Raw genomic sequence first — 19,397 nt, forward strand, 5'->3', positions numbered from 1 at the left:
TTTATCGAGGTTTTTCTTTCTAAGCTGAATTAGGCAGAAATAGCCGGGCTATGCTCATTAGGGCTATGCGCATTAGGGTTGTGCGCATGAGAATTATGCCTACAGGATTTGTGCGCAGAGAATATGCGCGAAAAGGTATTGCTCTTTTGTTGATGGATTACGCAAACCATCAAATAAAAAAGAGCTACTGAAAAACAGTAGCTCCAAATCCAGGGATTTAAAATTCAATCATAACGTCTGATTTTCTTGCTATTAACGTTTCGCTGTTAAGACTGATTTATTAGTGTTCAGTCTGCGAGCAAGATAGTCACCTGTTAACGTCGCATTATGCGACTGTGCGAAAGAAAGCATATCTTCGCCGTTACACACTAATCCTTTGTGCAAATCTTTATAACTAATACGACTGCGTTTTACAGCTTTGTGCAATGCTAAACGATTATCTTCTTTTATCGCTTCACAAACTGCAACAAGGTCTTTTTCAGTACTTTCAGGATACCCATTTGCATTGGCTAGGCTTGCAGATAACGCAAGTGTGATTCCAAGACCAAACAAAGCAGGTAATCTAACGTGGCGTGACATATCCATATCAAGTTCCTCAAATGAGATTAGTTAAATGACGCGTCGACAACTACTTTTGTCTTCGCGAGCATAAACTAGTGAAAAAATATGACATTCGCGCTATAAAAAGGTTAAAACTCTGTTACGTGAGACCAAGCGATAAACGGACGATAAAAGCCGATAATTAACCATACTAAAACGCTTACTGGTCGCGGGTTGCACACACTTTGATACAAGTCACTCAGTCATTAGACAAGGAGGTAATCATGTTAGAACAGCAAAAATACCATCATATTAGAGAACAAATGCGCCCAGGCGATATTATCGCTTTTGGCGGAAATAGCCTTTTTTCTCGCTGGACAAAGTTAACTACGCGCTCGGCGGTGACGCACATTGCCATTGTTATGCAGACCAAAATGCGTGATGAAGCGTCTGGTCGATACTTTAATCAAGTGATGGAAGCCACCGTCTATGAAGGTAAAAAAGGCGTGATGACTAACCGATTAAGTGAGCGGGTGCATACCTATGACGGCGACATGTGGTGGCTACCGTTGGGCGAATCAGCTCGCACGATGTTCGAGCAAAATAAATGTGATTTTTTTAACTTTATGTTTGCCCAAGAAGGAAAGGCTTATGATGTGCTGCAACTTTTTGGTTCAGCGGTGGATGCATTAGATAGCCACCCTATATTAGGAAGCATTAGCTACAACCAAGAAGACTTCAGTAGTTGGTTTTGTTCCGAACTCATTGCCGAAGGACTAGAAACCGCAGGGATTATCAATAGCGTAAACGCATCAGAAGTCACGCCAGTAGATATCTGTCGATTCTCGATATTTGAACAACGCTATGTACAACTTAAAGGAGATGCACGCCCGATAGCTGGGTTTAATACTCAACTAGCAGATAACTGGGGTCAAATTTGTTGACCCCATAATACTTTCTAACAATTAGAAAATGCTATCTTGATGGATTTTGATGAACATGCTGGTACCGATTTTTGTGTAATCGATTTTATACTCTTTTCCATTTAGGGTTTGAATAAACACTAAGGTTTTTTCATCGCCGAATACATCGCTTGTTGTAATATCAACAAGTTCCATATCCATCATTTTAGCATCACGCTTATTTTCAGGGATTTTCCCCTCATATTGCTTGATACCTTTATAAGTAACAATAATGGGCGGATGTTCGTCGCCGTTCGTTACTAACAAATCTAACTTTCGAATTTTATGGATAATGGTATTTCTACCGCTTATCAAGAAGGCCTTCTCTGTCATTCTTATCTCCGCGCCAGTTCGCCTTGTTCAGGAATCATTTATTTTTAATAAGATAGCAAATTTTGACACTATGTGCACAGCATAACCAATTGGCGATAGGTTATTATCTCTGCTTAAAGTATAAGCACAAAACATCGTTCACGCGTATAAAAGCACCCAACAGTGAGTAAAAAATACTATTTAGCACGGCTAACGAATATTTTAGCCCTACGTGGGTAATATTATGACCCGCGAACCTCAAGCTCTCTAGTATCCTAAAGTCTACAATAAGTCTTTAATACGCGTTTAATCCCATTTTATCCATGGTCTATTCAGTAAGTTACGCAATAATTGCTTGCATGGTGGTGCTTCGGGGCTTCCAAATTCGCAGCTATCGGCTTCTAAAAGGTCGACCTGAGCGAGTATATTCGAAACCGAAATCTCAAGTTCCAGCTCGCTGTCGAGCTGAGTCATCGGTAAAATAAATTCTACCCTGTTTGTAAAAGCACAAGATGCTTCAGGCGCCGTATCGACGGATTCAGACACACAATTAGCACTGCCTAAATGATACTTCCACTGTTTATCATTTGCCCCCGCATGAGATAAATCTAAGCGTAAGAAACGATGTCCCGACTGTTTGTTTAAAAACATGGTGGTATCACTCAACGGTGATGCTTGAGCTAAAGGATCGGTATGGTTTACATCAAAGGGAAGCCCCATTGTAAACCGAAGGTTAGTCGCCAGCTTTAAAAGCCCTTCCGACACATCTAGCACAATTTTGTTATTTGCATTTTCAGGCGCGCTACATAACGTATGAAACTTCAATAAGGCAGTAGATTGGGTTTGCCATTGCGTTTGCTTAAATGATACTCGCTGCCATTTACCGTCGATACGCACTTCAGGCTTGGTTAAGAAGAAGCCAAAGTAATCTAATTGCCATTTCGTAGGCCCGACTTTTACCATTAATGGGCACGCGCCATTCTCTATGCCCGTAAGCGTAAAGGGTATCTCGCCCACTTCACGTTCGTTAAAGTTTAGTTTATCGCAACCAGACAGCCCTAAAATAACGGCCAATATGACACCAAAACGCGAATGCATTTTCATTTCTATTTGTACTTCCTGTTCTAATTAAATGTGCGAGTGCCTTCGCAAGTGGGGTTGCCCCTCCCTTCGCATTGCGGTGTTAACCAACAAACGGCAATCGCTATTGGTTCATAGTGCTGCTAATAAGGCTGGCTCGTCAAGGATTGAGGTTACCGAGTAAGGTAAAGAAGGTGATAAGAATGCAAATTCATCACAAATGCGCGTAAAGCTGAACAAAAATAAAGCAAACTGTTCACAAAGCCTAACCCTAGGCGTGACAAGGCAAATAAAACTGCTTATACTTGCGCTCGCTTTTCATTGATACGTTTCACGTTATCAAGTGAGCAATTTCAAATATGGCCCCATAGCTCAGTTGGTTAGAGCATCCGACTCATAATCGGCAGGTCCCCTGTTCAAGTCAGGGTGGGGCCACCATTTCTTTTGTAACTTCAATTTGTACTCTTTTACATAATCTCTATTTGCACAACTACGAAATAAAAAGTCTTCGCACGTGAATCGCATTAACGTCGTTTAACAACGACTCGTCAACTAAGCGACTTTAAACGATGTGAAGTGTACGTATTCGGTAGTAATAAAAAATAATCAAAACGAAATCAGATGAACATCAACTGGAATCTCACTCCAGAATCCACATTGCAGAATGAGTCAGCCTCACCGTCAAAAAAAGTTGGCAAGCTATTTGAAAGTTCAAGGGCAAGTATTGAACAAAAGAATGCGTAATACGCACTAAACAACGAGATTTTGACACCATGCGCTTACCTACAAAACAGCTTATCAATAAAATCGAAACGTTATCTAAGGACTTGTCTCACGACCAGCTTTCCAATTTTCTAGATATCATTAACGCGATGACAGCGCTAGTTGAAGACGCTAGCGAATTAGGTAACCCCGATAGCGCAGCAAAAATTAAAGAAGCACCTGTTATTGGGTCAGTTATGCATTAGAGCTTGATTCTGAAGCCCAAGCCTAAAAAGTGTAGGCGCTTTGCAATTAATCATCAGTTAAAGGTAACAATTGCCTACTGGCAGTAATCATTCAGCTGCTTTTATGGTTGACGCGGTTTTCTTTACATTTTCATCGTCAGGAAACCGTAATAAGGCTTCATTAATGATTGTTTGCGCATTCGTTATATTGCCACTATTAGCAAGGGCATAAGCATAATTGTTCATATAAGCTGCTTGATTTTGGCCTACCTGGTATCCCTGCTCAAACCAATGTACCGCTTTGTCTGGCTGCTCATCTAAATAGTAATTACCCAGTAAGAAATAGGCCAGCCATTGATTAGGCCACTGCTTGGTAGCGGTTTGTAAAAATGCCACTGCTTGCTCGCCTTTGCCCACTTCTAACATATCGTACGCAGCACTGACATAAGTAAACGGGTTCATGCCATCGCTGGTTTTATTCGAAGGAACAGGCGCAAGCAACCAATAATTTCCTCTGCCCCACGTTTTTTCAAATAACTCGAAGGACATCGTGTGGTTGGGAGTAACGCCTGTATGCAATGTTATAGTGCGAGAGGTTAAATCGAATCCGGTCACCACTGCATAGTGCCATTGAGGCAACATTTGAATAGATAAATTTTGAAAAACAATAACGGGTATATCACTACTTATTAGTTGCATTAATTTAGTTAGCGTTCCCCGCTCTGTATAGGGCAGAAGATTATACTGGCGCGTCGCCGTAATCATTTCTAGCTGTAAACTTCCTTCTTTATCAGGAATAAATATTTGGGGCGCTAAGTCGCTCGCGCTAACACCGTGGCCGTAATACTCGAACACTTCAGATAATGTAGTGGGGCCACAGTAATACTGTTCTTGAGCATAAAATGGGACATTGTTTATGGTATGGCTTAATGACACCCCAGAAGGTTTTTGTAGAGCGATACGGTCTGCCTGTGGCGTTCCTTGGCACCCGCTTAACAGTAAAAAGCCTGCAAAAAAGCAGGCTTTGAAACATACATTAACCTTCATGTTCGCCTAGCTATTAATTGGACGAATAAAAGGATATACGTCGGTTACGCCTACTAAATCCAAAATAGCAATAATCGCTAGCACCGTCATTACTGCGCCCACTACACCGCCCGCAGGTGCATCATTTAGTTGGTTGTTAAGCTGTGCTATTTCACTGTTAGTCATGCCGTTTATGCGAGAAACAGCATCACCTTGTGATACACCTAAGCTTACCAATTTTTCTTGCACATCAGCACGGTTAACCATTTCAAGAAGCTGCTGTTTGTTGTAAGCATGTGCTTGTGCCTGCATAACATTATGAGAAGATACTGCTTCAGCTTGCACTGTCCCCGTAGTAACAAGGATAGCGGTCGTTGCGCCAACCAGTAATTTAGACATACAATTCATAAAAATTCCTTTTGCCTTTTTACAATCTACAACATTACATTTAGTACATATAACCGGTAGTTTCGGTTCACATATCCCAAAATAACGGCATGGCCTTATTTAAGGCGATGGAGAGTTAGGCGTATATAAACCTCATATGTTTACTATCAAGTATTTTAAAAATAGTGAAATAGGTTTACCCTGCACGAATAACAAATAAGAGTAACCAACTTTTCTCACTATGCGCTTTTTCGCCCTTTCGGTCGTTTTCTTTCTTAGCTTAGTTATTTCAGGATTGGTAAGTGGAAACGATATCAACACATCATCGATAACGCTTCATACTGACGATCACAATTTAACGAGCAGAATTAATCAACCACATGCCCCTTTTTCGGCAAGTGTTGATACTGCACAGCTATTGGTTGATGCCATAGGCTACGATAAGCCTATATTAGAGGTCTCACTTAAACGTTCTTTCCAACAGATAGAAAATGGCGAATCGGTTTGTGTTATCAACAAGATAAAATCAGCCGAGCGAGAAAAGAAGTATACTTTTTCTTTGCCGCTAAACTTCTTTCAAACGCAACAACTGTATCAGCTCGCCTCACTTGTGCCTTTGGCTCCAGAATTACTAAACGAGAATGGCGAAGTAGTCAGCATTCACAAGGCTTTAAATGCATTTAACGCATCAGCTATTGTGCTGCCAGAAACCTATTCTTATGGCGAGCGGGTGGATAAGGATTTACGTAACATTGATGAGAAACAGATAATAACGTTAAGCAACTCTACATTTTTTGCTCGCTTCATGACAATTATTTCTGCAGGTAAAGCGGACTTTGCCCTGATATTCCCAGCCTCGTTGTATCAAGCATTTGGCGACAGTATGCCTGTTAAAATGAGAAGTTATAATATTGCAGACAACCCTACGTTTGTCTCTGGTCATGTCATATGTGGCAAAACACCAGAAGCGCTTGCCTTCATTGATAGGGTAAACGCGGCCATCAAAAGTATTTACGTAAACCCAGTGTTTGTCGAAACACATACAAAATATCTTCCCGCAAAATCAAAACCCTTCATCGAGCAAGTAATACAACAAGAGGTTGCTAGCTTTTTGTAGGTTTTTTCCTATCAGAACGATTCATTCTTTCAATTTTCGCCGCACAGGTACGTCCGTTAAACTTGGTTAAATCAACTAAATAGATTTACACAGGTAACCGTAATGAATTCCTCTGCTGCGCCCACGTCCTTTCCTCTTTATGCCACCAAGTGCAATAAAGTTGCACTTATCGCTGAAGGTGGTGGGCAGCGAGGAATTTTTACTGCAGGCGTATTGGATGCATGGCTTGAAGCGGATTACGACCCTTTTGACATGTTCATAGGTACATCGGCGGGTTCACAGAACTTAACCAGTTTTTTGGCGCGGCAAAAAGGCTACGCAAAACGATTAATTCGTGGCTTATCCAGGCACAAACGTTTCTTTCAGTTAGGTCGCGGGCTCGTGGGTAAGCATATTGTTGATTTAGATTGGTATTTCGACAAAACGAAAGAAGCCAATCGTATGTTAGATTTCAATGCTGCAAAAGAAAACTTAGGTGATCGAGAGCTACTCATTACCGCCACAAATTCTCGTGATCGTAAGCCTTATTTTTTAACCCCTAAAGGTAGCGGCAATCAGTGGCGTGAACTATTGAAAGCTTCTAGTGCACTCCCCTTCCTATACAAGCAGGGAGTAAAACTCACCACCGAACACAATGCGGTTTCGGTAAGTGAAAACATAGCAGCAGCGCTTACTCAAGTACAATCTGAATCAGACTACTACTTAGATGGTGGTTTAGGCGCGCCTTTACCTGTGCGTGAAGCTTATGCCCGAGGAGCCAGAAAAATTGTAGTTATTCGCACTGCTGATGTGAATTTTCAAGCGCAATCGGCATGGTTACATAAATTAAAATCGCTAGTATGCGCAACAGGTCACTGCCCCAAAACCATCAACTACTTGGTTCAACATGAACACGCTTATCAGCAGGAGCTAGCCTTTATTGCTAATCCACCAGCTGATGTAGAAATTATTCAAATATTTGCGGGTACTAAACTACACAGCAAATTGTTAGGTAGTGCCGATAGCGATCTACGTCACGATTATAAAATAGGGGTTGATGCGGGAAAGCAGTACTTAACCCAGCATAAGGGCATAGACTCAATAGCTGTAAACGAATATGCGAAAGGTTCTATTTCAGATTTAGCCGACGTTGCAGGTGCTCAAGTCGCTATTAAACAATTAGAGTCTCAACGCTTATCAGCATAAGCCACCACAGCCGTTCTTCAACGATTAGACAGTAAACTTATCTAGGATTGTAAAGAAAAAAGCGTTTACCTTTCGGTAAACGCTTTTGTATGTACCTCGGTTATTTATTAAATAAGGTTAGTTGCAATTGCACCTGCTACCGTTGCTGAAGCAAGTGACATTAGGGCACTTGCAAACAACCACCACGCTGCTGAAGCAGCAGTGGCTCTAACCGCTTCTGTTTCTCTAAGCGCAACCGTTTTAAGTTGCTCTACACGATTATCAATCTCTGCCTTCATTGCTTCTAATTTCGCAATAATCTCTTTACGCGCGTCTTGGTATTGGGCGATATAAGCATCAATATCATCGTTTGAAAGACTACCGTTATTGGTTAGTAGCGCGCGAAGCGAATTTTCATCCATTTTCTTCATACGACTAAGTGCAATTTCTGGTGCATCACTTGGATTATCTAACATTTCCATAAAGTCAGCTTTAAGGTTTCGGTATCTAAGCTCTGGTCTATCTAAATCATCAAACCAATGCTGAATACGTTGTTCAAGCTGACTGCGTTTTGCAGGAAGGTTATCCACTTGTTCTTCATACGACGCATCATCGCTTTTAAACGTCGACAGCACTTTATCGTAAGTATTAAGCAATTTTTCAGCCTTTGTAGCATCCATTTTTTCATGGTTCTGGATAAGCGCTTTTAGCGAATCTCTATCTAAATTAGACGCTCTATTTAAAATAACCCGCTGCGCATTTTTTGGATTTTCAAAAATAGCATTCATATCATCCTGTAATTTTTCAGGTGTGATATCGTCTTGCTCAGACTCACTAAGATAAGATGTCAATTTAGCGCGATATTGACGCCCCTTCTCTTCATCACCTGGCGACAACTTATCAAATATGGCTGTTGCTCTATCCTGATTAGAACTGTTGTTACTGATAGCGCCTTTAATGTCGTCGTAAGTAGAAGCAATTTGTTTCTTCTGGTTTTCATCTAAAGAAGGTCTACCACTGGCAATATCAAGAATGAGTTTACGGGTAGCGTTTGGATCGTTAGTCGTAAACTCTTCCTTTAGCTCAATCTCATCTATTAGCGTTTCCATTTCTTTACGCAAATCTTTAGCGGTGAACTGAGATTGCGTGGCTTTATCTATGTATTGTTTTACTTTCTTATCAAAATCGGTGGTATTGAATTCGCTTTTCACTTCATCGTGAATAGCTTTAACGGTTTCTCTAGCAAACCCTTGCGCCTTTGCCTGTTCGCTTTTTGAAAAGCCACTCACAACCGTATCGCTTGCACTTGCAATACCTTTACGTAAGAAACTTAAAAGGTTTCCACATACTGCCGTTGTAAGTTTTATATCTACGAATACTGCCGTAATAAAAAATAACGCCCACACAACTACGCCGACAATCGCGCCATTTAATACCGTACCAACTAAACTTAACTCAATAGCTAAGTAAGTAGCGATGAAAAGTGAAATTGACATAGTTACAATGGTAAATACACCTAAAGCCGCTGATAGCTTTTGACCCGCTTTTTTAGTCGAATAAGATGAGTCGCTTGAACTGCTGCTATCACTTGTGTCTTGAATATCGCCTATTGCGCTAATGCCTGAAGCAATAGCCAAGTTGCTTAATAAAAACTGAATACCTATAGCAATAACAACACCTGCAATAACACTTATAAAAAAGTGGCCAGATAAAGAAGTAGTAGAGCTAGTCACAACGGTTTGTGCCGCTGCTATGCTAGGCAGCATTGTTAAAAAAAGAGAACAGAGTAGTAGACCTATTTTGCGCATGGTGAATCCTTATTCCAATGAGAAAAAATCCAATTAAAGAAAATGTAACGTGGTTCAGTCTCTGAGCAGCAAATTCAATACCAGCGCATATCTAAAATTCACATAAAGCGATACATAGTAGCTAAAACCAATATTTTATATAGGGTATAGCGAACTGGAAAAAGTTAATTTTCATGATAGATATTACATGTGGTTACGGCTAACCCTGAAAACTTGAAATATTTACATGAAGCAATTGTAATATTTTTAATTCGATAAATTGAATACACTAATTAATTAAATTACAACCACACCTTTTCCAAAAAATACTTGTAACATAAATAAACCCAGTAAATGTTTTATAAAACCCCGTGAAATATACACACACTCGCAAATTAAAATCTAAAAAATCTAAAAAATTACTCATTTAAAAATTCAATAATTAAAGCTAAATTCAAAAAGAACACTTCACAAAACAAATTTAAAATACAACAAAATCAATAAATTAACACTGTAAATGCAACTTCTAAAATGTCTGTTTTTGGATTATAGAGAGTGTCGGTATATATGTTGCTTTTTCTTCTGTGTCTAAACGATGTAGACAATGAAGATTTTAAAGGTAGTTAAATTTATTTATATAAGGACTCATCTAATGGATATTCGAAATAGACATGGTAAATCAAATTTTTTAAAACCGACTATGTTAGCGAGCATTGTAGCATTCGCAGTAGGCGGTAGCGTATTTTCAGCATCGGCGCAACAAACAAATGATGCGGCAACGAATTCAGAAATAGAAGTGATTAAAGGAAAAACGGACGTGGAAGTTACACAACCGGCTCCTTCTGTACAGGTTGATCAAAAAGACCCCAAAGTAGATGTAGAAGTAGGTCAAGCTGAAGTAAATGTGGAATACCAAGATCCTGAAATCAATATTCAACAACAGCAACCTGAAATTGAATTTGTTCAAGCTGAGCCACAAGTAAATATTAATAGTGCAGAGCCGAAAGTGACGGTTAATCAGGCTGAACCTGAAATTATCATCGAAAAAAGCGAGCCTGAAATTAATATCGTCAGAAGAGATGAGAATGGGGATATCAGGAAAGACAGTGACGCTGCTTATGTAAAACATTTAACCGTACACCAGTTAGAAGAAAAAGATGTAATGAGTGCCAATGGAGAAGAAATTGGCTCAATTGAAGAAGTTGTTCAAAGTAGTCAAAGTAATGAGCTTTCGTTAATCGTAGAATCTGGCGGCGTAATGGGCGTAGGCTCGCGTAAAAGTGTACTGCCTTTAAGTGAAGTTTCATTAGAGGAAGGCGATATTGTATGGGGTTCTGAACGCGATGTAGAACAGCTCCCAGAATACTCTGAAGCTCGGTTTGTTTCTATCCAGCAAAAAAATCAGACAATTGAAGACTTTTTAAGTGAAGAGTAATAGCGGTGAATAGCTAAGCATTTGCAAGTTAGTCATTTTATCAACTTAAGAGGAAATCAAATCATGAAATTACGTAAATTAAATACTATTTTAGCCTTCACATTAGCGGCTTCTTCAACGGTAGTGGTAGCGCAGGAAGTCTCTGGTAGCCAATCAGAGATGAGCGACTACAACGCAGTGATAGAAAAGTACGACGTCAACAATAACGGCGAACTCGACAAAAATGAACTTCAAAATTATATGATGGAAAAGCAGCCTGAGGCTGCAGCGCGTAACGGTGATAAAGTATCGGTAACTCAAAGGCCTGCTATCGTTACGATTAATCAAAAACCTGCGCAGATTACGGTACGTCAGCCTAAGCCTGAAGTGTCGATTACTACCAACGATCCAGATATCTCTATTGAGCAGCCTGAACCAAAAGTTACGGTGTCACAGGCACAGCCTAAGGTAAACGTTAAGTCTGGTAAACCAGCGGTTGATGTTAGACAGGAAGACCCAGACGTTGCGATTAGTCAGCCAGATCCTACTGTTAATATTGAACGTGAAGATGTGGTAGTTGATGTGAACGATAAATAATTATTGTGAAGCTAATAGACCTTTTTAATGACGGGTCTGTTAAACACCATATCGCAAAAACCTGCTTATTTTTCACAACGCCTTACGTTGTAGAATAAGTAGGTTTTTTCTTTTCATTAATCTTAGTTATGGTGATGATGCAAAAGTAATTCACTACAATTATGTGAAGATAAGCCTAATAGCTCAAAATTCCCTCGACACAGCAGCCTTAATTCCTTATAGTGCGCGCCCAAAGCTTACTCGTGTAAAACCTCTATTTTATGTTTATCGACAAGCTATCTTTTTTCTTCTGATTTACCCGCTGGATACCTGTTTTGATTACCACCGCCAATATCACCATGCAGTTTGGTTCTGCACCCTTGTTTGAAAATATCTCTGCCAAATTTGGTAACGGCAACCGCTATGGCCTTATCGGCGCAAACGGTTGCGGAAAGTCTACCTTCATGAAAATTTTGAGCGGTAAGTTAACCCCAAGTGCGGGTAACGTTTCTATGGCGCCAGGTACTAAATTAGGTATCTTAAGCCAAGATCAATTCGCGTTTGAAGAGTTCAGCGTAGTTGACGCCGTGATCATGGGTGACCGTGAATTGTGGGAAGTGAAAAAAGAGCGTGACGAAATATACAGCAAGCTAGATATGAGTGAAGAAGACGGCATGCGCGTTGCCGATTTAGAAACTCAATTTGCGGAAATGGATGGTTACACCGCTGAAGCGCGTGCGGGTGACATATTGAATGCCGCTGGCATTGAAGAACATTATCACTTTGGTTTGATGAAAGAAGTGGCGCCGGGTAAAAAAGTACGTGTATTACTAGCTCAAGCCTTGTTTGCTGACCCTGATATTTTACTACTCGACGAACCGACCAACAACTTGGATATCTACACCATTACCTGGTTGGCCGATGAGCTAAACAAACGTAAATCGACCATGTTGATCATTTCGCACGATCGTCATTTCCTAAATTCAGTATGTACCCACATGGCTGATATCGATTACGGCGAATTACGTGTTTATCCTGGTAACTACGATGCATTCATTGAAGCGTCAATGATGGTTCAAGAGCAGTTGCTTAATGAAAACGCAAAGAAATCTGCTGAAATTGAAGAACTTCAAGGCTTCGTAGCGCGTTTCTCTGCAAACGCCTCTAAAGCGAAGCAGGCTACGTCTCGGGCTAAGCGATTAGAAAAAATCGAGCTTGCTGAAGTGAAAGCTTCAAGCCGTCGTAAGCCTTATATTGTGTTTGAACAACATAAGAAACTTCACCGCTTAGCGATTACGCTAGAAGATGTAGGCCATGGCTACCCTGAGCTTCCATTATTTAACAACGCCAACCTGTTGTTAGAAGCAGGTTCGCGCCTTGCCATTATTGGTGAAAACGGCGCTGGTAAAACTACCCTATTGAAATGTTTAGTTGATGAATTATCACCTGAGCACGGCACTATAAAATGGGCTGAAAATGCCGCTATTGGTTATATTCCACAAGATAGTACCAAAGACTTCGATTGCGATTTAAGCTTGTTTGATTGGATGAGCCAATGGCGCTTACCTAAGCACGACGACCTACAAGTTCGTGGTATGTTAGGCCGCTTATTGTTTAGCTCAGACGACTTTAACAAGAAAGTAGCGGTATGTTCTGGTGGTGAAAAGAACCGGTTGTTGTTTGGTAAGCTTATGCTGCAAGACATCAACGTATTGGTTATGGATGAGCCTACTAACCACTTAGACATGGAATCTATTGAAGCGCTTAACAATGGGCTTTATAAGTTCGACGGCACGGTTATTTTTGTAAGCCATGACCGTGAGTTTGTTTCATCATTGGCCACGCAAATTATCGAAATAAAAGATAATAAGCTTAACCACTTTGAAGGTAACTACGAAGAGTTCTTAGCGCACAGCGAAGGCAAGTAACCCTTTATAGAGTTAATCTTATTGTTAAAGCCCAGCAAGGTAAATTTACCTTGCGGGGCTTTTTGTTTATTGCCTTAAACACACCTTTGAACTAGCTGTCAAAATGGCTTTTTACGCTATAACACCAACACTTTTTTCACCGTTTTTCTAACGATGAAATTCCATGCAAAAAAACGAGCAATACTTGCTATACCGGCGTCTTTTGCGAATGCAAAAAAGCGCGCTTTAACGCGTTTATACGCCAGCTCTCTGTTTTCGTATTTCACATCAGCCATAGATGCATGATTTAAATGCGATGAATCTAAAAACTGCTGAATACTATAATGATCACGCTTCTCAATGTTCAGTGGTAATTGCTTTTGAATAACCGCTTCGTCTTTCTGTTTATCTAAAATACCGTTAATGGTTAGCATGGCGTTTAATCTGCCGCGTTCGTAGTCATACTGGCGAAAGCGCTCGTCAAAAAAACCTAAGAAAGCGCCTAGTAACTCTCCACTAAGCTCATCTTTCTTCGCGGTAATGGTATAGATGGTTTTTAAATTGGTGGGTCCTAACCCCGCGGCATGTTCTAGTACCGCAATCGTATCTATCCAGAGTTTGAAATGGCTTGGCGGAAGCGGTTTCTCTTCAACATCAACGCGATATTGTGTCGCAAGTCGGGCGACATCAGCAGCATATTCAGATGTATTACCACCATAAACCACCGCAATCATTGAATCTATAATAGCCTGTTCTGCAGAAACCTGTTCGCTGGTAACGGTGTACAGTTTTTCGCGTAACGTGTCGGCTTGTTTATCTAACTTGAGAATTTTTTCGTTATCTTGCTCTTGAATCAACCACTCTTGAAACCCGCTTTGTAAAAACACGCTATTAAGCATTTGCTTGGCACTGTCAGCGAAGGACGCTATGCTCGCATCAAACTCTGGATTAGCTGCACTTTCCCTAGGGTTAGGTGAAATGTAAAAGTAAAAGCGGTTTTCGTAATCGGTATAGTTTGTATCATTTTGTTCAGCCAAAGATACTGCCATTCCAAGAGGATAGTTATTAAATGCCCCACCATCCATAAAGCTAAAGGTACTGTTTTCAAACTTAACAGCGCCGCGGCCACTGTAGTCACCGTGTATCCAGTCTCGCGTAAGCGATACCGGTGAAAACGCCACAGGAAAAGCACCGCATCCTCTCGCCGCCGAACTTATCTCACTCCAAATAGCTTTATTATCGGTTGTATTATCTAGCGTAGCGGTATACCTATCTTGATGGCGAGTTTGGATGAACTTCCCCTGCCCCAAGGTTTCAGTTAAATACGCGTACGTATCTACCTCGTAATCTACACCGTTTAAATTAGACATGGCCAACCCCAATTTAATGGAGGTCGCACTGGCAATATGCGGTGTTTGCACTATCGGCGGGGTTTGCTGGGTTTGCTCAGCGCTCAGCGATGGTGACTTCACGTACCGACTATTAATGAGCTTATCAGCAATGGTTTTTACAAAGCCATTTGAGAGCAGTGAGTTTTTGGCATTGTCGCCGGGTAAAGGGGTTAACAATCCGTTGATATCAACCGACTTCACCCATGCCTCATAACCTACATTAGTGTTTTCACCCGATAAAGCATCACCATCATACAAGAGTTTTTGCGCTATCATTGCGGCAGTCATGCCACCCGCGCTAGCGCCTGTAAGTACATCTATTTCAATTTTGGGATTGGAAGGATTTTCGTTGTGTTCTTTAAGCGCGTTGATAATTTCATAAAGCGTACCCGCTTCATAAGAGCCCAAAGAAACGGCGCCTGATATGGCAATTGCAACGCGGTAGGTCATGTTACGCTCCTGAAAATTCAATATTTTTGAATCACCGAGAAAGCAGTCTCAGAACGCTGTTCCACAGCAAACAGGAGTAATATACCCTTGAAGCTTGTGTTATTGAAGCCTTCCTTTCACCCAAATTTTGACCAAGTTAACATTATCATCTACTAATAATACATTCGCATATTGCCCTGCTGCGAGACTGCCTAGCTTATGCTGCATACCCATAAACGTTGCAGGCGTACTACTGGCCATTGCACTTGCTTCGGTTAAGCTTGCGCCCAAGTCATGACAGGTATTTACAACGGCCCCATGCATATCTAAACATGAACCGGCCAAGGTACCATCTGGGGTGGTGAGTTTACTGCCACTACGCTTAATTTCTGTATTGAAAAACGCAAGCGTGTCTAGGTTGCTTCCCACGTGCGCCATGGCATCGGTCACCAACATTATCTTTTCTTTGCCTTTAACCTTTATAGCCAACTCGGCACTTTTAGGGTGTACGTGGTGATGATCCACAATTAACCCACAATACGCATTATCAAACAACAATGCGGCGCCCACAGCGCCTGGCGCGCGAGACGTAAACGCCGACATTGCATTGTATAAATGGGTGAACCCGGTTGCCCCAGCGTTAAGCGCATCGCTCACTTGTTCAAAACTGGCATTGGTGTGCCCTAGTGCAACCACTATCCCTTCTGCCACCATTTCTTTAATAAAACTGGAGCTTACACTTTCAGGTGCCACAGTTAACAGTACCTTGCCAATATCCTTTCGGCACAAGGTTGCCAGTTCACTATCACTAGGCGTACGAATAAAGCTTTCTTCATGCACGCCTTTTTTCGCTGCGCTTAAAAAAGGACCTTCATAATGAATACCTTCAATATTAGGATGGTTGCTGGCAATGGCTTCACTAACCGCATCGGCGGCGCTAGCCATAGTCTGTGCATTATCAGTAATGAGCGTAGGCAACATACTGGTCGTGCCGAACTGCAAATGCGCATTCGCCATAGTTTTTAACGCATCGTACGTGGGCGTATGGTTAAACAGTATTCCCCCGCCACCATTTACCTGAGTATCCACGTACCCCGGAATAAGCGTACCTTCGTACTTATCTGCAAGCTCTTGCTTTGTGGCATCTCGAATGCTTTTGATCACGCCCTGCTCTATGCATAGCGTTTTATTAAACTGAATGCCTGATATGGTCAGTACTTTGTGTGCGGTAATTGTTTCCATTAAGCCAGTGCTGCCTGTTGTTTTACGTATTGAATAACCCCTGCCTGAGGTGACGATTTGGGTTCAATTAGCCTAGCTTGAAGATCAGCACTTATTAATGGCTGATACACATGGCTTAGCCCACCCACTAAACAAAGGGGCAAGTCTTGATTATTGAATGCTTTCTCCCTCGATGTCTTATCGACAATTGTCTTGCCGGTAAGAGTTACAGCAACAGCGTTGAGGTAGCTAGCACCTTGTTGAATAAGTCCCTTAGCTGCGGGGCATCCTTTTTCATAGGCCGCCACAACAGATGGTGCCAGTGCGCCAAACTCTTTTCCTTTAAACCCCGCCACTTTTGTTACCAATTCGTGTGCATTTGTTACGGCCAAGCTATCACAAACTGATGTAAATAAGAGGCTCTGAGGAATAAGTTCATCGAGCACCAATAAGCAGTGCTTAACCGCTTCAAGGCCTAACCAACCACCACTTGCATTGTCGCTAATTGAAAGGCCATAGCCGCCCTTATCATTAAACTGGTGCGAATTAGTGCGGGTGCTAGAGCCACTAAAAACCGTAGCCGCCGACCCAGTACCGCAGATAATCAATGCACCTGGTTGGCCGTTATGCGCCCCAAGGCATGCGGCATGCAAATCGCTGATGACGGTTATGCTTTTGAAGGGGTGGTGTAACCTTAGAAACTCGTTTAACGCGCTGGGGATATTTGCGCCAGCAAGCCCTGCGGCAAGATGTATTTGATTGAGCTTGATTGCTGATCTTTCGCGCTCGCCTGTTGCGCTATCGTGCTTATCTACTGCGCTAATGGGCTTACTTATTGCGCTAATGGGCTTACTTATTGCGCTAATGGCTTTTTCACTAGCGTTGATAATTGACTGCATTGCGACAGCAGCGTTGGTCATGATATTGGCAGAACCTGCTTCGGCGCAGCTTAATACGTTACCTTGCTCATCTTCTAACTGCACTCTGCAGTGAGTGCCGCCGCCATCCACGCCAATGTAATAACTCTGGTCTACCATTTAGTTTCCATTTTCACTTTTATTTTCGTGCTGTCATCAGTGGCAATAGGGTGTGCTCAATGAAGCCATGTGCGTGCTAATATTCTGCGCCGCACTTAATTTATGAAAGCTTCAATTTACGGCATTTTATCATAGCTTTACTCTCAACCAACAAAAAGCAAAAGCCATCCAATTACGCCATTCTCGCATTATTGCGGCAAAAGAAATGCTACCTGAAGATTATTTTAATGGATTGTACAAGTTTGCCGTAGTGAGAAACCCGTGGGACTTACACGTCAGCTCGTATCATCACATAAAGCGCGAACGTCCTCATGTTATGAAAGACCATGAACCTTTTAAATGGGTTGCGCCATTGCACTTTGATGTGCCTTTTTTTGCTCGTACATCAGTGTATCAGCCTGGTCGAGTAACGTCTCTAGGTCGCTACAATGCATATCTGTAATTAAGCCCCCGACACTGGCCGAAACTGGAATTTGTACGTTAAGCGTTTGTATAACTAAGTCACTAAACCTGTGCTGAATACGCTTTACCAGACGCTCAGATTGGCTTCGGCTGTGGCAATAACTTAGCACTACAAACTCATCGCCCCCTAGTCTTCCCACCACATCTTGCTCGCGGCATTGTCCTTTAAGAATTTTTGAAATAATACGTAGTACATCGTCGCCTGATTGATGCCCAAACGAATCATTAATTCGTTTGAAATTATCCACGTCAATGAACATCAAGGTAATGAAGCCGCCATGGTGATTGAATTCATCAAGCAGTACTTTCGCAGACCCTTCCCATCCATCTCGATTAAGAATATGACATAAGGGGTCGGTAGCTGCCCGTTTAAACGCGGCCATCCTGTCGTCATCTAACTTTTTCACTTTTTGCGCGGCAGCAAAAGCAAATATTAAAGCTTCTATCGTGACGGCAATAATAAGCCCGTACCGCTGAAGGAACGGACTATAGTCTTTCAAATAAAACCTGGCGAGCATGGCAAGCATTATCGTCGAGACCCCCAGCAATACTAATTTTGCGCAGTGGACTTTATGATACGCCGCGTAAAGTATTGCTGATAAAATACCAGCCATGATAACCAACGTTAATTTCGACATGACTTTGTTTACCATCATGCTTACATCACTACTTAACACTAACTGCACGCTCACCAAGACTAATATTATTAGCGATAAATAGTGTAGTACGCTGCGTTGCCACTTTTTCAGCAACGCTTTAAAATCGAGTAATTGGTCTAAAAAGCGCAAAGAAGCAAAAATGGTTAGCCCTGCAAAAAGCACACTTAGCTGTACGCTATTTAGAAACTGTATATTGGGTAACAAGGTGTAAAAAATGCCTTCTTGCAACAAGAAAAAGATGGCCGCACTTGCCACGTAAAAACTGTAAGAGTAGAACCCAAAACTTCGCATACTATTACCTAACACCCCAACATAGATAGCCAACGCAAAGCAAAACCCAGCAAATGCACTTAGCGTTAAGGTATGAATAGTATTAAATAAGTGGAAGTCAGGTACTGTGGATAGGCTCGGGTACAGTGCCCTAGCGAATTGCGCATCCACCTTTAAGATGTATGAAGCCGCGCCGGTTGGAAGCATATAAGCCTGCCGGGCGCTAGGCAGCTCGATTGCTGGAGTTAACGTGGGCACTTCTAAGCTCTCTTTTTCGAAGCTGACTATTTGAGAGCTGGCTGTTTCGAAGTCGGCAGTCCCAAAATGATTTGATGTCGGACTATCTGTTTTAGAAGCATCTGTTTTAGAAGCATCGGTTTTAGAAGCATCGGTTTTAGAAGCATCAGCCTCTAGCCGATACAGCACGGCTTTATTCACAAAGTTACGAGGAAAATGAAAAATATGCGGGAGGGCTAAATCACAGTTTAGTGTTAAATGCTGCTCGCCTTTCACCATTGGTATAGGTGTGCCCACTTTGCTTTTTAATGGTGAGGTAATAACGCACGACGCGAACACACTCTCACTTATCAAAATACACAAAGCGGCAATCAAAAATTTCACTCGCCATCTTGCATTCAGGTCGCACATGGAAGGTTACACGCCCCCAACAATCTGTACTTATGCAAGATCCACTTTGCGTGTAATTACC

17 protein-coding genes and 1 tRNA gene are annotated in these 19,397 nt (G+C 41.7%); 8 read left to right on the forward strand and 10 right to left on the reverse strand.

What is annotated here, in order from left to right; all coding sequences use genetic code 11:
• Window positions 1-252: 252 nt before the first annotated feature.
• Complete coding sequence (locus R1T43_RS16525) at window positions 253-585, reverse strand: DUF3718 domain-containing protein (protein WP_317350398.1); 333 nt, start codon at window positions 583-585, stop codon at window positions 253-255.
• A gap of 239 nt (window positions 586-824) precedes the next feature.
• Here R1T43_RS16525 and R1T43_RS16530 point away from each other — a divergent pair, with 239 nt between their 5' ends.
• Complete coding sequence (locus R1T43_RS16530) at window positions 825-1,484, forward strand: hypothetical protein (protein WP_317350399.1); 660 nt, start codon at window positions 825-827, stop codon at window positions 1,482-1,484.
• A gap of 21 nt (window positions 1,485-1,505) precedes the next feature.
• Here the strand turns inward: R1T43_RS16530 and R1T43_RS16535 are convergent, their stop codons facing one another.
• Together R1T43_RS16535 and R1T43_RS16540 are read right to left on the reverse strand one after the other, a co-directional pair.
• Window positions 1,506-1,835: a hypothetical protein gene (locus R1T43_RS16535; RefSeq protein ID WP_159529064.1), complete on the reverse strand. Its 330-nt coding sequence runs from the start codon at window positions 1,833-1,835 to the stop codon at window positions 1,506-1,508.
• Between the two features lie 285 nt (window positions 1,836-2,120).
• Window positions 2,121-2,918, reverse strand: a complete 798-nt coding sequence (locus R1T43_RS16540) for an MbnP family protein (protein WP_317350400.1) — start codon at window positions 2,916-2,918, stop codon at window positions 2,121-2,123.
• Between the two features lie 337 nt (window positions 2,919-3,255).
• Here R1T43_RS16540 and R1T43_RS16545 point away from each other — a divergent pair.
• Both R1T43_RS16545 and R1T43_RS16550 read left to right on the forward strand, forming a co-directional pair.
• Window positions 3,256-3,332, forward strand: a tRNA-Ile gene (locus R1T43_RS16545).
• 335 nt (window positions 3,333-3,667) lie between these two features.
• Window positions 3,668-3,862 carry a hypothetical protein gene (locus tag R1T43_RS16550; RefSeq protein WP_317350401.1) on the forward strand — a complete coding sequence of 65 codons (195 nt, stop codon included), beginning with the start codon at window positions 3,668-3,670 and terminating at the stop codon, window positions 3,860-3,862.
• 87 nt (window positions 3,863-3,949) lie between these two features.
• Here the strand turns inward: R1T43_RS16550 and R1T43_RS16555 are convergent, their stop codons facing one another.
• Window positions 3,950-4,888, reverse strand: coding sequence for a PA2778 family cysteine peptidase (locus tag R1T43_RS16555; RefSeq protein WP_317350402.1), 939 nt, complete (start codon window positions 4,886-4,888; stop codon window positions 3,950-3,952).
• 6 nt (window positions 4,889-4,894) lie between these two features.
• Complete coding sequence (locus R1T43_RS16560) at window positions 4,895-5,266, reverse strand: PA2779 family protein (protein WP_410549025.1); 372 nt, start codon at window positions 5,264-5,266, stop codon at window positions 4,895-4,897.
• Window positions 5,267-5,495: 229 nt separating this feature from the next.
• Here R1T43_RS16560 and R1T43_RS16565 point away from each other — a divergent pair, with 229 nt between their 5' ends.
• Together R1T43_RS16565 and R1T43_RS16570 are read left to right on the forward strand one after the other, a co-directional pair.
• A complete protein-coding gene (locus R1T43_RS16565) occupies window positions 5,496-6,371 on the forward strand; it encodes a hypothetical protein (RefSeq protein WP_317350403.1) in 876 nt (291 codons plus the stop codon).
• A 102-nt stretch (window positions 6,372-6,473) separates the two neighbouring features.
• Complete coding sequence (locus tag R1T43_RS16570; protein ID WP_317350404.1) at window positions 6,474-7,556, forward strand: patatin family protein; 1,083 nt, start codon at window positions 6,474-6,476, stop codon at window positions 7,554-7,556.
• A gap of 107 nt (window positions 7,557-7,663) precedes the next feature.
• Here R1T43_RS16570 and R1T43_RS16575 read toward each other — a convergent pair whose 3' ends face one another.
• Window positions 7,664-9,343 carry a hypothetical protein gene (locus tag R1T43_RS16575; RefSeq protein WP_317350405.1) on the reverse strand — a complete coding sequence of 560 codons (1,680 nt, stop codon included), beginning with the start codon at window positions 9,341-9,343 and terminating at the stop codon, window positions 7,664-7,666.
• Between the two features lie 631 nt (window positions 9,344-9,974).
• On the opposite strand from R1T43_RS16575, the gene R1T43_RS16580 reads away from it, so the two are divergent.
• The 3 genes from R1T43_RS16580 (at window position 9,975) to R1T43_RS16590 (ending at window position 13,240) form a co-directional block, all read left to right on the forward strand.
• Window positions 9,975-10,757, forward strand: coding sequence for a PRC-barrel domain-containing protein (locus R1T43_RS16580; RefSeq protein ID WP_317350406.1), 783 nt, complete (start codon window positions 9,975-9,977; stop codon window positions 10,755-10,757).
• 63 nt (window positions 10,758-10,820) lie between these two features.
• Window positions 10,821-11,333 carry a DUF6470 family protein gene (locus R1T43_RS16585; RefSeq protein ID WP_317350407.1) on the forward strand — a complete coding sequence of 171 codons (513 nt, stop codon included), beginning with the start codon at window positions 10,821-10,823 and terminating at the stop codon, window positions 11,331-11,333.
• Window positions 11,334-11,647: 314 nt separating this feature from the next.
• Window positions 11,648-13,240, forward strand: coding sequence for an ABC-F family ATPase (locus tag R1T43_RS16590; RefSeq protein ID WP_317350408.1), 1,593 nt, complete (start codon window positions 11,648-11,650; stop codon window positions 13,238-13,240).
• Between the two features lie 116 nt (window positions 13,241-13,356).
• Here the strand turns inward: R1T43_RS16590 and R1T43_RS16595 are convergent, their stop codons facing one another.
• The 4 genes from R1T43_RS16595 to R1T43_RS16610 all read right to left on the reverse strand — a co-directional run bounded on the left by R1T43_RS16595 (window position 13,357) and on the right by R1T43_RS16610 (window position 19,309).
• Complete coding sequence (locus R1T43_RS16595) at window positions 13,357-15,060, reverse strand: patatin-like phospholipase family protein (protein WP_317350409.1); 1,704 nt, start codon at window positions 15,058-15,060, stop codon at window positions 13,357-13,359.
• 99 nt (window positions 15,061-15,159) lie between these two features.
• Window positions 15,160-16,281, reverse strand: a complete 1,122-nt coding sequence (gene nagA / locus R1T43_RS16600) for an N-acetylglucosamine-6-phosphate deacetylase (protein ID WP_317350410.1) — start codon at window positions 16,279-16,281, stop codon at window positions 15,160-15,162.
• Window positions 16,281-17,297, reverse strand: coding sequence for a BadF/BadG/BcrA/BcrD ATPase family protein (locus tag R1T43_RS16605; RefSeq protein WP_317350411.1), 1,017 nt, complete (start codon window positions 17,295-17,297; stop codon window positions 16,281-16,283). Before R1T43_RS16605 ends, nagA begins: the two co-directional genes overlap by 1 nt.
• Before the next feature lie 335 nt (window positions 17,298-17,632).
• Window positions 17,633-19,309 carry a diguanylate cyclase gene (locus R1T43_RS16610; protein ID WP_317350412.1) on the reverse strand — a complete coding sequence of 559 codons (1,677 nt, stop codon included), beginning with the start codon at window positions 19,307-19,309 and terminating at the stop codon, window positions 17,633-17,635.
• Between the last annotated feature and the right edge of the window lie 88 nt (window positions 19,310-19,397).

The organism is Alteromonas sp. CI.11.F.A3, assembly GCF_032925565.1.
Taxonomy (GTDB): Bacteria; Pseudomonadota; Gammaproteobacteria; order Enterobacterales; family Alteromonadaceae; genus Alteromonas.